This window comes from Telluria sp. AIW5 (assembly GCF_056680575.1).
In genome coordinates, this window is sequence record NZ_CM155289.1 from 1043346 (window position 1) to 1056652 (window position 13307).

The 13307-nt window shown below is 62.9% G+C and carries 14 protein-coding genes and 1 tRNA gene; 9 read left to right on the top strand and 6 right to left on the bottom strand.

Translation table 11 applies throughout. From position 1 onward, the window contains the following. Positions 1–18 precede the first annotated feature (18 nt). The 8 genes from AC1MEM_RS04615 (at position 19) to AC1MEM_RS04650 (ending at position 7955) form a co-directional block, all read left to right on the top strand. Complete coding sequence (locus AC1MEM_RS04615; protein WP_499475633.1) at positions 19–1557, top strand: type II and III secretion system protein family protein; 1539 nt, start codon at positions 19–21, stop codon at positions 1555–1557. 9 nt (positions 1558–1566) lie between these two features. After that, positions 1567–1839 carry a hypothetical protein gene (locus AC1MEM_RS04620; RefSeq protein ID WP_499475634.1) on the top strand — a complete coding sequence of 91 codons (273 nt, stop codon included), beginning with the start codon at positions 1567–1569 and terminating at the stop codon, positions 1837–1839. A gap of 65 nt (positions 1840–1904) precedes the next feature. Beyond that, a complete protein-coding gene (locus tag AC1MEM_RS04625; protein ID WP_499475635.1) occupies positions 1905–3080 on the top strand; it encodes a CpaE/TadZ family protein in 1176 nt (391 codons plus the stop codon). An 11-nt stretch (positions 3081–3091) separates the two neighbouring features. After that, complete coding sequence (locus AC1MEM_RS04630; protein WP_499475636.1) at positions 3092–4438, top strand: TadA family conjugal transfer-associated ATPase; 1347 nt, start codon at positions 3092–3094, stop codon at positions 4436–4438. Between the two features lie 33 nt (positions 4439–4471). Continuing rightward, on the top strand, positions 4472–5449 hold the full coding sequence (locus AC1MEM_RS04635) for a type II secretion system F family protein (protein ID WP_499475638.1): 978 nt from the start codon (positions 4472–4474) through the stop codon (positions 5447–5449). Between the two features lie 9 nt (positions 5450–5458). Continuing rightward, positions 5459–6397: a type II secretion system F family protein gene (locus tag AC1MEM_RS04640; protein WP_499475639.1), complete on the top strand. Its 939-nt coding sequence runs from the start codon at positions 5459–5461 to the stop codon at positions 6395–6397. Between the two features lie 16 nt (positions 6398–6413). Beyond that, positions 6414–7547, top strand: coding sequence for a LytR C-terminal domain-containing protein (locus AC1MEM_RS04645; protein ID WP_499475641.1), 1134 nt, complete (start codon positions 6414–6416; stop codon positions 7545–7547). A 96-nt stretch (positions 7548–7643) separates the two neighbouring features. Further along, positions 7644–7955, top strand: coding sequence for a BON domain-containing protein (locus tag AC1MEM_RS04650; protein WP_499475642.1), 312 nt, complete (start codon positions 7644–7646; stop codon positions 7953–7955). Between the two features lie 202 nt (positions 7956–8157). Here AC1MEM_RS04650 and AC1MEM_RS04655 read toward each other — a convergent pair. From AC1MEM_RS04655 to petA, 6 genes are all read right to left on the bottom strand, one after another. Beyond that, positions 8158–8233, bottom strand: a tRNA-Thr gene (locus AC1MEM_RS04655). Between the two features lie 27 nt (positions 8234–8260). Continuing rightward, positions 8261–8746 (bottom strand): ClpXP protease specificity-enhancing factor, encoded by a 486-nt coding sequence (locus AC1MEM_RS04660; protein ID WP_499475644.1) that lies wholly within the window; start codon positions 8744–8746, stop codon positions 8261–8263. 216 nt (positions 8747–8962) lie between these two features. Beyond that, positions 8963–9574 carry a glutathione S-transferase N-terminal domain-containing protein gene (locus AC1MEM_RS04665; RefSeq protein ID WP_056342583.1) on the bottom strand — a complete coding sequence of 204 codons (612 nt, stop codon included), beginning with the start codon at positions 9572–9574 and terminating at the stop codon, positions 8963–8965. Positions 9575–9669: 95 nt separating this feature from the next. After that, positions 9670–10431: a cytochrome c1 gene (locus AC1MEM_RS04670; protein WP_499475645.1), complete on the bottom strand. Its 762-nt coding sequence runs from the start codon at positions 10429–10431 to the stop codon at positions 9670–9672. 25 nt (positions 10432–10456) lie between these two features. Then, positions 10457–11866, bottom strand: coding sequence for a cytochrome b (locus AC1MEM_RS04675; protein ID WP_499475646.1), 1410 nt, complete (start codon positions 11864–11866; stop codon positions 10457–10459). A 1-nt stretch (position 11867) separates the two neighbouring features. Then, the gene (gene petA, locus AC1MEM_RS04680; protein ID WP_499475647.1) at positions 11868–12482 is read right to left on the bottom strand and encodes a ubiquinol-cytochrome c reductase iron-sulfur subunit; all 615 of its coding nucleotides are present in this window, start codon (positions 12480–12482) and stop codon (positions 11868–11870) included. A 355-nt stretch (positions 12483–12837) separates the two neighbouring features. Here petA and mscL point away from each other — a divergent pair, with 355 nt between their 5' ends. Then, a complete protein-coding gene (mscL, locus tag AC1MEM_RS04685) occupies positions 12838–13266 on the top strand; it encodes a large conductance mechanosensitive channel protein MscL (RefSeq protein WP_499475648.1) in 429 nt (142 codons plus the stop codon). Positions 13267–13307: the final 41 nt, after the last annotated feature.

Here is a 13307-nt window from a genome sequence, read left to right on the forward strand (position 1 = left end):
ACTGTGCCAGGTGAAATCATGAACACCAGTTCACAACCGTCCGGTTACTCGATTCATCCGCGCCGCGGCTTGCGGTCCTTGTTGCGCCAGTGCGCGCTTGGCGGCGCGGCCTTGGCGCTGGCCGCAGCGGCGCACGCAGCGCGTCAGGGCCCTCAAGCCGAGGCCGCGGCGGGGGCCGGCGAGCGTACCGGAGCGGGACCGCGCTGCAGTGGCGAGGCGGCGCGCCCGGCCCAGGTCGCGCTGCAGATGGGTAAATCGACCCTGATGCGGCTGCCGGAAGCGGTCCAGACCCGCAGTGTCGGCAACCCGGAGATCGTGCAGGCGATGCTGGTGGCGCCGGACACGATGTACATCGCCGGCGTCGACGTCGGCACCACCAACATGATCGTGCAAGGCCGCAGCGGCCTGTGCAGCGTGCTCGATATCACGGTATCGATGGACCCGAGTGCGCTGCAGGCGACGCTCGCTGCCGTCATGCCAGAGGAGAAGGAGATCCGGGTGCTGGCCGCCGCCGATTCGCTGGTGCTGACCGGTACCGTCGCCGACGCGTCGGCAGTCGCCCGTGCCGCCGAGCTGGCGGCTGCGTATGTGCGCCGTCCGCTGCGCCCGCTTGGGGCGGTGCCGAAGGAACTGGCGCCGAACGCCGCCGGCGCGTCCGCCGGCAGCAGCGCCGGCCCGCGCGTTGTTAATCTGTTGAGCGTAGCGGCGCCCCAGCAAGTGCAGCTCGAAGTGAAGGTGGCCGAGGTGTCGAAGAGCCTGCTCGAACGGCTCGAGGGCGGCACCAACTGGACCTTCGGACACGGCAGGTGGGCCGCCATACTGGGAGCGAACTTCCTGAGCGGTACCATGAAAGGAGGACTGGCTGCCCAGCGCGAGAATGGCAACGGCTTCGGTGCAGCCGCCCAGACGCAGGACAGCCTGGTACGTGTGCTGGCCGAGCCAAATGTGATGGCCATCAGCGGCCAGGAAGGCAGCTTCCTGGCAGGCGGCAAGTTCTACATCCCGGTGGCGCAGGAAAACAATCGCGTCACGCTGGAGGAAAAGGAATTCGGCGTCGGCTTGCGCTTCACCCCCACGGTGCTTGCCGGCGGCCGGATCAACCTGCGCGTCGCGCCCGAGGTCTCGGAGCTGTCGCGCGAAGGGATCGGCATCAGCGCAACCGGCATGTCCGCCGGTGCGATCCTGCCGGTCGTGACGACGCGCCGCGCCAGCACGACGGTGCAGCTGTATGACGGCCAGAGCTTTGCCATTGGCGGCCTGCTCAAGAACAATTTGGTGACGGGTCTCAAGGGGCTGCCGGTGCTGGGCGAAGTTCCTGTGCTTGGCGCGCTGTTTCGCAGTACCGACTTTCAACAGGATCGCAGCGAACTCGTTTTCGTGATCACGGCGCGTCTGGTCAAACCGCTGACGGCCACCGGCTACAAGCTGCCCACCGATGGCGTCGATGCACCGTCGCGCGCCGCCCTGATGCTCGGCGGCCGGCTCGAGAGTGCAGGCACGCTGCCCGAACCGGCCGCGCGTACTGGCCAGAGCGTCGACGGATTCGAACTCAAATAGGAGGCGGCAATGATGACCAGGACAACCGCAGGAATCGTGGCAGTGCTGCTGTTGCAAGGCTGCTCGAGCACGCCGCGTTTTGAACAGAATTTTGGCGCGGCAGTACGTGCCAATCTTGCGGCGCAGACGATCGATCCACGCGGCGCGGCCAATACCAACCCTGCCACCGGAATCGACGGCGCTGCAGCGCGCGCCGCGCACGAGCGCTACCAGCATTCGTTCGCCCAGCCCGACGGCGCCGCGAACGCACCCTTGCTCAATACACTCGGCAACGGGAAGTAAGCCCGGTCGGCGCCCGGCTGCAGTTCCTCCATCGTTTCCAGCTCCAGTGCCTCACGAGGATCGCCATGAAAGCCCTTCTAATCAGCCGCGACAGCCTGCTGTTTGCCGAGCTCGCCTCCCAGGGCGCGGCACGCGTGCCGCCGCTGAACGTGGCCAACAGCCGTGTGTCGATGCGCGAGGCGCTCGACCGGCCATTGGGCGAGGCGCCGGGCCTGGTCATCGTCGATGCCGGCGATGGCGCGCCGGACGATGCCGATCTGCTTGAACGAATGGCGCGCCAGTATCCCGAAGCGCAGTTCATGCTGCTCACCAGCCAGCATCAGCCGGAATTCCTGATTCGCGCGATGCGCGCCGGCGTGCGTGAAGTGCTGCAGATACCGCTGGTGCACCGCGCCTTTCACGAAGCGATGGACCGCATCTCGACCGCCGCCGGCGTCGCCCAGCTGCGCGAAGGGAAGGTACTTGCTTTCATCGCCTGCAAAGGCGGAAGCGGAGCGACTTTTATTTCGACCAACTTCGGCTACGCACTGGCCACGCTGGCCGAAAAGAAGGTGCTGCTGATCGACCTGCACGGCCAGTTCGGCGACGCGGCCCTGTATGTCTCGGACCAGAAACCGACCATGACGCTGTCCGACGTGTGCGAGCAGATTGCACGCATCGACGGTCCCTTCCTCGACTCGTGTCTGGTGCACGTCACGCGCGGCTTCGGCGTGTTGGCTGCGGCGGACGACCCGTCCCAGGCGAAGGCGGCCAAGCCCGAACATATCGACGTCATCTTGCGCGTGGCGCGCCAGCATTACGACTACATCGTGCTCGATGTCGGCCGCCAGATCGATGCCGTCTCGCTGCGCGCGCTCGACAGCACCGACACCATCTACCCGGTGCTGCAACTGGCGCTGCCCGACATCCGCGACGCCCGCCGCCTGCTCGACATCTTCCGCTCGCTCGGCTACCCGCTCGAGACGATCCGCCTGATCGTCAACCGCTACGAAAAGGGCGGCCGCCTGCGCCTGCCCGACCTGCACACGGCGCTTGGCTGCGAAGTCGTGCATACCGTGCCGAACGATTATATTGCCGTCACCGATTCGGTCAACCAGGGTGTGCCGGTTCTCGAGCTGTCGCGCGCGAGCGGGGCGGCACGCAGCCTGGCCGACCTGGTGGAACTCGTCACCGCACGGCGCGCCCCCGAAAACCGTGGCTTGCTCGACCGCTTGTTTGGCCGCGGCGAACCCGAATACTAAAGGAGAAGCCCATGTCGTTGCGCGAACGCCTTTCCGTCTCAGACGATGACCGCAAGACCGGCATCCTGCCGCTGGAAGCCGGCAACGGGGCCTATCAGGAACTGAAAAAGATGATGCACCAGATGATCCTCGACCGGATCGACCTGGAGCGCCTGAAGCGCCTGACCGCCGAGCAGTTCAAGCACGAGCTGGCGCTGCTGATCCAGCGCATCATCGAGGAGGAGCGCATCGTTCTGAACCAGCACGAGCGCCACAACCTCGTGCTCGACATCCAGCACGAAATGCTCGGCTTCGGCCCCCTCGAGCCGCTGCTGAACGACCCGACCGTCTCTGATATTCTCGTCAACACGGCCAGCCGGGTGTACGTCGAACGGCGCGGCAAGCTCGAAATGACCGACATCACCTTCCACGACAACGCGCACCTGATGAAGATCATCGAGAAGATCGTCTCGCGCGTTGGCCGCCGTGTCGATGAATCGAGCCCGATGGTGGATGCCCGCCTGCCGGATGGTTCGCGCGTGAACGCGATCATCCCGCCGCTGGCGATCGACGGGCCCATCCTGTCGATCCGGCGCTTCGGCGCCACGCCCCTGACGGTGCAGAACCTGATCGAGTACAAAAGCGTGACCCCACCGATGGTCAAGGTGCTGCAGGGCCTCGGTATCGCCAAGATCAATATCCTGATCTCGGGCGGTACCGGCAGCGGCAAGACCACGCTGCTCAATCTGCTGTCAGGTTTTATCCCCGCCAACGAGCGCATCGTCACGATCGAGGATGCAGCCGAACTGCAGCTGCGCCAGCCACACGTGGTTCGTCTCGAGACGCGTCCTGCGAATATCGAAGGCAAGGGCGAAGTTTCGCAACGCGCGCTGGTCAAGAATGCACTGCGCATGCGACCGGACCGCATCATCCTCGGTGAGGTACGCGGGCCCGAGGCGCTCGACATGCTGCAGGCGATGAATACGGGCCATGAAGGGTCGCTGGCGACGATTCACTCGAACACGCCGCGCGACGCGCTGTCGCGCCTCGAGAACATGGTCGGCATGGCCGGCGTGAACCTGACGCCGCGTGCGATCCGCCAGCAGATCTGCTCGGCGGTGACGGTGGTGGTGCAGGCCTCGCGCCTGATCGACGGCGGCCGCAAGCTGGTCAGCATTCAGGAAATCACGGGCATGGAAGGGGACATCATTTCGATGCAGGAGATCTTCCACTTCGAGCAAACGGGTGTCGATCGCGACGGCAAAGTACTCGGACAGTTTTCTGCCACCGGCGTACGTCCGCGCTTTGCCGACCGCCTCAAGATGTACGGCGTCGAACTCCCCGACGACACCTTCGACCCCGATCGTATTTTCCAATGAACCCGCAGGCCATGCCTGCAGTGGAGCCGCGCCATGGATCTGCTTTTCTACAGCTTCACCGTTTTCCTGTTCGCCGCCGTGATCCTCCTGATCGAGGGTGTCTATTTATGGTGGTCGAATACCTATGGCAAGGCAGCCCAGCGCATCGCTCGCCGGCTGCAGGTCATGTCCGGCGGGGCGGGTCGTTCCGGCGAGCGCATCTCGATTCTCAAGCAGCGCCGGTTCAGCAATCATGGCGGTTTCGATCGCCTGCTGCACCAGATCGCGCCGCTGCATCGGCTCGATGTCTTGCTGGTGCAGGCCGGCAGCGCGTTGACGGTTGACCGCTTCCTCGGCTGTTCCCTCGCGGCCTTCCTGCTGGCCTTGCTGGTCAGTACGCGCTTGCCGCTGCCATTCGCAGTGCGCCTGCTGTTGATGCTGCCTGCGCTTGCCGTGCCATATTTCCTGGTCCGTCGCGCGCGCTCGCGACGCCTTGGCCGTATCGAGCACCAGTTGCCCGATGCCGCAGATTTCATCGCACGTGCCTTGCGTGCCGGCCACTCGTTTACGAATGTGCTGCAAATCGTCGGCAATGAACTGCCCGAGCCGCTGAGCAGCGAGTTTCGCATCGCGCGCGAGGAAATCAACTACGGCGTGCCGATGAGCGAAGCCCTGCACAACATGGCGGCCCGTATTCCGCTCACCGACCTGCGCTACCTGATCATCGCCGTGCTGATCCAGCGCGAATCCGGCGGCAACCTGGCTGAAATTCTCGGCAACATCAGCATCATCATCCGTAGCCGATTGAAGCTGGTGGCCCAGGTGCGCGTCCTGTCGGCCGAGGGCCGCATGTCGGCCTGGATTCTCGGCCTGCTGCCAATTGCCGTCACGCTGATGCTCGCGCTGCTCACCCCGGACTACGTCAGCCTGTTGTGGACCGATCCGAGCGGCGTGCGCCTGCTGTGGTACGCGGCCGGCATGATCCTGTTCGGTGTCGTCTGGCTGCGCAAGCTCATCCGGATCCGTATTTAAGGAGTTGCCATGAATGCCGCACAATTATCGTTCCTGTTGATCGTCTTCGGCATCGTCTGCGTACTGGCGTGGCTGGCGATGATACTGTTCGCACCGCAGGCGCTGCGCACCCGCCTGCGCCGTTTCATCGGCAAGTCCGATACCACCCAGCTCGAGCCGGACGGCTGGGTCGAGCGGGTCGCCAAGGTCACCCAGCCGCTGACCAAGCTATCCATTCCGGAAGAGGGGTGGGAAAAATCGGCATTGCGCACCCGCTTCATGAACGCAGGTTGGCGCAACCCCTTTGCGCCGACCTTGTTCTTCGCAGCGAAAACCGCGTTGGCGCTGTTCGCACCGGCCCTGATCGGCGTGCTGGTCGCCACGGCCGTGATCGTCCTGTCGGGCATCAAACTTCTGGTCCTGCTGCTGCTAACCGCATCAATCGGCTACTACCTGCCAAACGTCACCCTGAGCCAGATCGCACGCCGCCGCCAGCGCGAGATTTTCGAGACCTTGCCCGACGCGCTAGACCTGCTCACCGTCTGCGTCGAGGCGGGACTGAGCCTGGAGCGGGCATTCGTGAAAGTCGCGGGCGAGATTCATATCAAAAGCGTGACGCTGGCACAGGAACTGCAACTGGTCCTGATGGAAATGCGTGCCGGCTTCAGCAAGGAACGGGCATTGCGCAACTTCGCCCTGCGCAGTGGCGTGAGCGACGTCGATACCCTGGTTGCCATGCTGATCCAGTCCGAGCGGTTCGGCACCAGCGTCGGCGATTCGTTGCGCGTGTATTCGGATAACCTGCGCACGAAGCGGCGCATGCTGGCCGAGGAATGCGCCGCCAAGATCGGCCTGAAGCTGCTGTTTCCGCTCATCTTCTGCATTTTTCCGACGCTTCTGATGGTCCTGTTGGGGCCGGCAGCAATACAGCTGAGCCGCACGTTTGGCTCCGTCAACGGTATCCATTGAAGCGAGGAGAATCCCCATGCATACCCACCGAATGCTCAAGCAGATCTCGGTATTGTGCGCCAGTGCGCTGCTGTTCGCCTGCGCCGACGTCGCGCGCCAGCCAGGCGCCGCGCCGCCCGCGGATGCCGACCGCGCCTACGAGCAGGGGCGCCAGTATCACCTGGCCGGCCGCTACGACGACGCCATTGCCGCCTACCGCACAGTGCTGGCCGCCACACCGCATCATGCGCGCGCGCGCAATGCGCGGGCGGCGGCGTTTGCGCGTCAGGGCGACTTCGCCCAAGCCATTCCTATCTGGCGTGCCCTCACCGACGAGCTGGCACCGGGCAGCGGACCGGACGGCGCCTACCTGTTCGCCAACCTCGGCTATGCCTACCTGCTGGGCGGCGACCTTCAAAACGCGGTGGCCGCCCTCGAGAAAGCCTGCGTGCTCGATCCGCTCGACCATCGCGCCTGGAACAATCTGGGCGAAAGCCTGCGCCGGCTCGGCCAGGACGAGCGCGCCGCCCTGATGTTCCGCCAGGCCGAAACGCTGCGCAAACACGATTTTCGCGGCGATTACACAGCTGCCGGCGGCACGGCGGTGGCTGCGATCGAAGCGGCGGTCACGCGTCCCGCGCGGACGGATGGCGGCTGGGCCGCGACAGAAGTGCGTACGGCTGCCGACGGCACACTCGAGCTGTTGCGCCTGCCGGCTCCCCGGGCGCTGGCGCGGGCCGCGCCATTGCCGCCACAGTCACCGGCACCCGGACCGGTCCCGCTGGCGCCCCGCACCCGGCTCGACTTCGTCCTGTTGGAAATTCGCAATGGTAACGGAGTCACCGGCATGGCGCGCTCGCTGTCGCGCCAGATAGTGGGCGATGGCTTGCAGGTAACGCGGCTGAGCAATGAGAAAGGTTTCCAGGTACGCCGTACCCGCATCGAACACCACGCGGACTTCCGCGCCGAGGCCGAACGGCTGGCGGAGCGCCTGAGCGGCAAGCGGGGCCAGTTCGATTCGGTCCAGGTCGTCGAGGTCGACAATTGCAAGCCGACCGACATGCGCCTGATCCTCGGCCAGGACCTGGCGCGCGGACGACTCGTGCTGCGTCCGGCGTCACAGCGTTACCAGGCTCTTGCCGCGGCCGACCTGCCCACCAAGGCACCTTGAGCGCCCGCTAGCCCGGTACCTTTGTTCCGCATCAAACGCTGGCGGTCCGTCCGCCCGAAAATGGGATGATCTTCTTCATCTCACGGGAGCGTTGCCATGAACATTGCACAGCGTTTCATCTCGATGTTTGCCGCCTTCATGGTGTTCTTGCTGGTCGGCTGCGCGTCGACCAGTACGCGCGAAGGCACGGGGGAATACCTTGACGACACCGTCATCACCAGCAAGGTCAAGGCAGCGTTTGCCGCCGACCCCACCGTCAAGGCCACCGAAGTGAAGGTGGAAACCTTCAAAGGTACGGTGCAGCTGAGCGGCTTCGTCGAATCGCGCGAGAGCGCCCAGAAGGCCGTGCAGCTCGCGCGTCAGGTCAAGGGTGTCAGGGAAGTGCGCAACAACACCGTCCTGAAATAGCCGGCCAGGCTTGACGCCAGCCCACCTTGCCCAGCCCGCCACGCCGAGGCTTGCGTCAAAGGTCGCGGCCAGGATTGGCCCGTGGCCGTGCTGGAGCGGATGCGAGTACACAGCTGAAGGGGCGGCCCCATCGACTGCGAGGCTTGAAAAACAAAATGCCCTACGCGCATTGCACGTAAGGCATTTTATTTTTGCTGCTGTCTGGTGCCGGCTGCCGGTTTCGAACTGGCCACCTGATGATTACAAATCAACTGCTCTACCAAATGAGCTAAGCCGGCGTAATCTGTACGGCAGGAATTATAACGCTATTTAATCCGGGTCAGCGTCGGGCGGCCGCCTTTTTTCGGGGGCTCGTTATCGTCGTCAGGCGAATGCGACACCTGCGCCGTCGGGGCTTCGCTGGCGATGCCAGGCACGGCCGACAGGGTCGGCGCGCTCGGGCCTGGTTCTTCCTCGGTTGCCGCCATCTCGGCAGCGGTGGCGCTGACGTCGAAGGCCATGCCCTGGCCGTTTTCGTTGGCGTAGATCGCCAGCACGTTTTGCACAGGAACGTAGATTTCACGCGAGACGCCGGCGAAACGGGCCCGGAAGTGGATCGCGTCGTTGTCCATCTTCAGCCCCGAGGTGGCGCCGTAGCTGATGTTCAGGATGATCTCGCCCTTTTTGACGTATTCCATTGGAACTGTCGTGGCCGCATCGACCTTGACTGCAAGATAGGGCGTGAAACCGCTGTCGGTGCACCATTCATACAGGGCGCGCAGCAAATAGGGCTTGGTGGAGATGTCAGGCATGTGCAGATGAAATAAACAATGATCCGTCAATGGGGCGGCGAACGGATGCGCCACCGCAGCCACACGGGAAGCGACGGTGTCGGCGCGCCGGCAACCGCGTGTGGAACGTACCGATGCAAGGTGCCAGCTTACTGCGATTTGTCAAACGACGTCGCAGAACTGGCATCGAAAAAGCCGGTACGAGATGTCGCCCGCCACGCGGACGACAGGCTCGCCTTAACGGCGCATGACCTTTTCCGACGGCGTCAGCGCTTCGATATAGGCAGGGCGCGAGAAGATGCGCTCGGCGTACTTCATCAGCGGCGCCGCGGTCTTCGACAGTTCGATGCCATAGTGGTCGAGGCGCCACAGCAGTGGTGCGATCGCCACGTCGAGCATCGAGAACTCGTCGCCCAGCATGTACTTGTTCTTCAGGAACAGCGGCGCCAGCGTCGTCAGGCGGTCGCGGATCTCTGCGCGCGCCTTGTCGTGGGCCTTCTCGTTCGTTTTGTTGCGGTCGCTTTCCAGCACGTGCACGTGGACGAACAGTTCCTTCTCGAAGTTGAACAGCATCAGGCGGGCACGGGCACGCATCAGCGGGTCGGCCGGCATCAGCTGCGGGTGCGGGAAACGCTCGTCGATGTACTCGTTGATGATGTTCGATTCGTACAGAATCAATTCACGCTCGACCAGGATCGGGACCTGGCCGTACGGATTCATCGTCGAAATATCTTCCGGTTTGTTGAACAGGTCGACGTCGCGCACTTCGAAATCCATGCCCTTTTCGAACAGGACGAGGCGGCAGCGTTGGGAGAACGGGCACGTGGTGCCAGAGTAGAGAACCATCATGGTTGGCGTTCCTTAAGAAACAAAGGGCCGAGCGCCGAGCGACTCACCCCGAAAAAATGTGCCCGTATTATAGCCAAGCGGGCAATGAAAACGAATTACTTCAGATCTTTCCAGTAAGACGCGTTGAGTCGCCAGGCCAGGAAAGCAAATAGTGACAGGAAAATCAGCACGATAACACCAAGTTTCTTGCGCGTTCCTTGCGCTGGCTCAGCCATCCAGCTGAGGTAGGAAACCAGGTCGGCCGTCGCGGTGTCGAAGTCGGTGGCCGACATCGATCCCGGCGCCACCTGCTCCCAACCGGCGAACTTGTGGATCTTCTTGCTCTCGTCGTGAGGATCGGTCTCTTCGACCATCTTCGGGGTACGTACGCCCTGCAGCTGCCACATCACATGCGGCATCGCCACGTTCGGCACCACCATGTTATTCCATCCTGTCGGACGGCCGTCGTCCTTGTAGAAGGTGCGCAAATAGGTGTACAGATAGTCGGCGCCGCTGCCCGCCGCCGACGATTTTGCGCGCGCGATCACCGACAAATCTGGCGGCACCGCGCCGAACCACGCCTTCGCATCTTCCGGGCGCATTGCCGTCTTCATCAGTTCGCCTACTTTGTCGGCAGAGAACAACAGGTTGTTCTTGATCTGCTCCTCGGAGAGCCCCAGATCGCGCAGGCGATTGTAGCGCATGGCCGAGGCCGAATGGCAATTCAGGCAATAGTTGACGAACAGCTTGGCGCCGTTTTGCAGCGACGCCATGTCGCTGCGTTCCGGTGCGCGGTCGAGCGGGAAGCCGCCTTCGTTGGCGAATACCAGTCCCGGCGCCAGGGCCAGGACCGCAATCAGTTTCTTCGTGAAGTTCATGGTTGTCCTTGGCTGAGTCCTGCGATCAATGCGGGTGGAAGGTCACGCGCGTCGGCACCGGCTTGAACCGGCCGGCGGCGCTCCACCACGGCATCAGGAGGAAGAAGCTGAAGTACAACAAGGTGCACACCTGCGAAATGAGCGTGTAGGCCGGCGTCGGCGCCTGGGTGCCGAGGTAGCCCAGTGCGACGAAGGCGATGCCGAACAGCACGTACAGCCACATGTGCCAGTTAGGACGGTAGCGGATCGAGCGCACCGGCGAGTGGTCCAGCCATGGCAGCAGGCCGATGATCACGACCGAGGAGCCGAACAGCACCACGCCCCAGAATTTCGCTTCCAGCGTCAGCATGCCGACCAGCAGCACCAGTGCAATCACGGCGGTCGCGATCTTCGCTTTGTACGACAGGCGCGACTTGATCCAGATGAACACGACATACAGGACGACGGCCGCCATCAGCACATAGATGAAATCGGCCGTAGTTGCGCGCAGCACCGAATAGAAGGGCGTGAAATACCAGGTCGGCGCGATATGCGGCGGCGTCTTCATCGAATCGGCCGGAATGAAATTGTTGTACTCGAGGAAGTAGCCACCCATTTCCGGGGCAAAGAAGACGACTGCCGAGAAAATCAGCAGGAACATCGACACGCCGAACAGGTCTTTCGTCGAGTAGTAGGGATGCGACGGAATCGCGTCCAGCGGATGACCGTCGGGACCGATGTGGTCCTTGACCTCGATGCCGTCCGGATTGTTCGAGCCGACTTCGTGCAGCGCGATCAGGTGCGCCGCCACCAGGCCCAGCAGCACCAGCGGCAGGGCGATGACGTGGAAGGCGAAGAAGCGGTTCAGGGTCGCATCCGACACCACGTAATCGCCGCGGATCCACAGCGACAGGTCCGGGCCGATCACGGGAATCGCACCGAACAGGTTGACGATCACCTGCGCGCCCCAGTACGACATTTGCCCCCATGGCAGCAGGTAGCCGAAGAAGGCTTCGGCCATCAGGCACAGGAAGATCGCAAAACCGAAGATCCAGATCAATTCGCGCGGCTTGCGGTAGGAACCGTAGAGCAGGCCGCGGGTCATATGGAGGTAGACGACGATGAAGAAGGCCGAGGCGCCGGTCGAGTGCATGTAGCGCACCAGCCAGCCCCAGGGTACGTCGCGCATGATGTATTCGACCGAACCGAAGGCCAGGTTGGCGTCCGGCTTGTAGTGCATCGTCAGGAAGATGCCGGTCACGATCTGCAGCACCAGGATCAGCATCGCCAGCGAGCCGAACAGGTACCAGATATTGAAGTTTTTCGGGGCGTAGTACTTGCCCCATTGGTCGTTCCAGAGTTTCGACAGCGGGAAGCGGTCGTCGACCCAGGCCAGTGCCTTGTGGCCGGCCGGCGCGTTGGCCGGCAGTTTTGTTTCCTTGAATGCGGCGCCCATGTTATGCCTCGCCTTTCTCGTCTTTGCCGATCACGATCTTGTTATCGGACAGGTACATGTACGGCGGGATGTCCATGTTCGCCGGCGCCGGCTTGTTTTTAAATACGCGTGCCGACAGGTCGAAGGTCGAGCCGTGGCAAGGGCACAGGAAGCCGCCATGCCAGTCGTCCGGCAGGTTCGGCTGCGCGCCTTCGGCAAAACGGGAGGAGGGCGAGCAGCCCAGGTGGGAGCAGATGCCGACAGTGACCAGCACTTCCTTGTGCTCGGGACGCGAACGGAATTCGTTTTTCGCGTAGGCCGGCATGTCGATCTGGTAGATCTTTTCCGAGTTCGGGTCGGCGACGAGGGCGTTGTTCTTGGGAATACTGGCCATCATTTCCGGGGTGCGGCGCAGGATCCAGACCGGCTTGCCGCGCCATTCGACGACTTTCATTTCACCGGGCTTGACGTCCGAGATATCCACTTCGACCGGAGCGCCGGCAGCCTTGGCCCGCTCGGACGGTTGGAAGGTACTGACCAGTGCACCTGCCGTGGCCACACCGACGACGCCGCCCGCCGCGCATGTCGCAACGAGCAAACCGCGCCGGCCTGAATCGACCTGCTTTTCATTACTCATACCAACCCCACTCCGTGAAATTACGAAACTTGAGAATCAATTAAGAGCTTGCAGCAACACAAAATTATATGTGAATGGCAATCTTTATTGGAGAAAAAATATTGAGTGTGCAGCGGCAGTGGAATGCGCGTCCCTTTGGGCTTGGCGCCGGGTGTCTCGAAAGGGGCAATCAGGCGCGCCGGACGGGGCGTGCAGAGGTGACGAGCGGACTCAAGCCCCTGGGTGCCCGGTCACGGCAGCGGCATGCGTTCCTGGCAAAAAAGCGGCGCCGGGCCTGTCAACGTGGTGCGCACCGATGAAAAGCGCTTGCGGTATCATCCCCTTTGGCTAATTCGATAACCCGGTGGAGAAAACGATGTCGATGATGAATGAGTTCAGGCAATTCGCGATGCGCGGCAACGTCGTCGACCTTGCGGTCGGGGTCATTATTGGCGGTGCCTTTGGGCGCATCGTCGATTCCCTGGTCCAGGATGTCATCATGCCGCCCATTGGTAAATTGTTCGGCGGCCTAGATTTTGCGAATTACTATATACCCCTGAATAACCAGGGAACCACCCTCGCACTGGCGGAAGCAAAAAAAGCCGGTGCCGTGATCGCTTACGGCAATTTCCTGACGATCCTGCTGAACTTCCTCATCCTCGCCTTCATCATTTTCCAGATGGTGCGCCTGATGAACCGCATGCGCGAACGCATCGTCCCGAGCGAGGCGGCCGCTGCGCCGGCCACGCCGGAAGACGTCCTGCTGCTGCGTGAAATCCGTGACTCCCTGCGCCGCACTCCTTAAACAGTGAAAGACGACATCGTCACCATCCGCCCCGCCTCGCC

Coding starts and splice junctions, on each gene's coding strand:
- AC1MEM_RS04615 (WP_499475633.1), top strand. CDS start 19: ATGAACACCAGTTCACAACCGTCCGGTTACTCGATTCATCCGCGCCGC.
- AC1MEM_RS04620 (WP_499475634.1), top strand. CDS start 1,567: ATGATGACCAGGACAACCGCAGGAATCGTGGCAGTGCTGCTGTTGCAA.
- AC1MEM_RS04625 (WP_499475635.1), top strand. CDS start 1,905: ATGAAAGCCCTTCTAATCAGCCGCGACAGCCTGCTGTTTGCCGAGCTC.
- AC1MEM_RS04630 (WP_499475636.1), top strand. CDS start 3,092: ATGTCGTTGCGCGAACGCCTTTCCGTCTCAGACGATGACCGCAAGACC.
- AC1MEM_RS04635 (WP_499475638.1), top strand. CDS start 4,472: ATGGATCTGCTTTTCTACAGCTTCACCGTTTTCCTGTTCGCCGCCGTG.
- AC1MEM_RS04640 (WP_499475639.1), top strand. CDS start 5,459: ATGAATGCCGCACAATTATCGTTCCTGTTGATCGTCTTCGGCATCGTC.
- AC1MEM_RS04645 (WP_499475641.1), top strand. CDS start 6,414: ATGCATACCCACCGAATGCTCAAGCAGATCTCGGTATTGTGCGCCAGT.
- AC1MEM_RS04650 (WP_499475642.1), top strand. CDS start 7,644: ATGAACATTGCACAGCGTTTCATCTCGATGTTTGCCGCCTTCATGGTG.
- AC1MEM_RS04660 (WP_499475644.1), bottom strand. CDS start 8,746: ATGCCTGACATCTCCACCAAGCCCTATTTGCTGCGCGCCCTGTATGAA.
- AC1MEM_RS04665 (WP_056342583.1), bottom strand. CDS start 9,574: ATGATGGTTCTCTACTCTGGCACCACGTGCCCGTTCTCCCAACGCTGC.
- AC1MEM_RS04670 (WP_499475645.1), bottom strand. CDS start 10,431: ATGAACTTCACGAAGAAACTGATTGCGGTCCTGGCCCTGGCGCCGGGA.
- AC1MEM_RS04675 (WP_499475646.1), bottom strand. CDS start 11,866: ATGGGCGCCGCATTCAAGGAAACAAAACTGCCGGCCAACGCGCCGGCC.
- petA (WP_499475647.1), bottom strand. CDS start 12,482: ATGAGTAATGAAAAGCAGGTCGATTCAGGCCGGCGCGGTTTGCTCGTT.
- mscL (WP_499475648.1), top strand. CDS start 12,838: ATGTCGATGATGAATGAGTTCAGGCAATTCGCGATGCGCGGCAACGTC.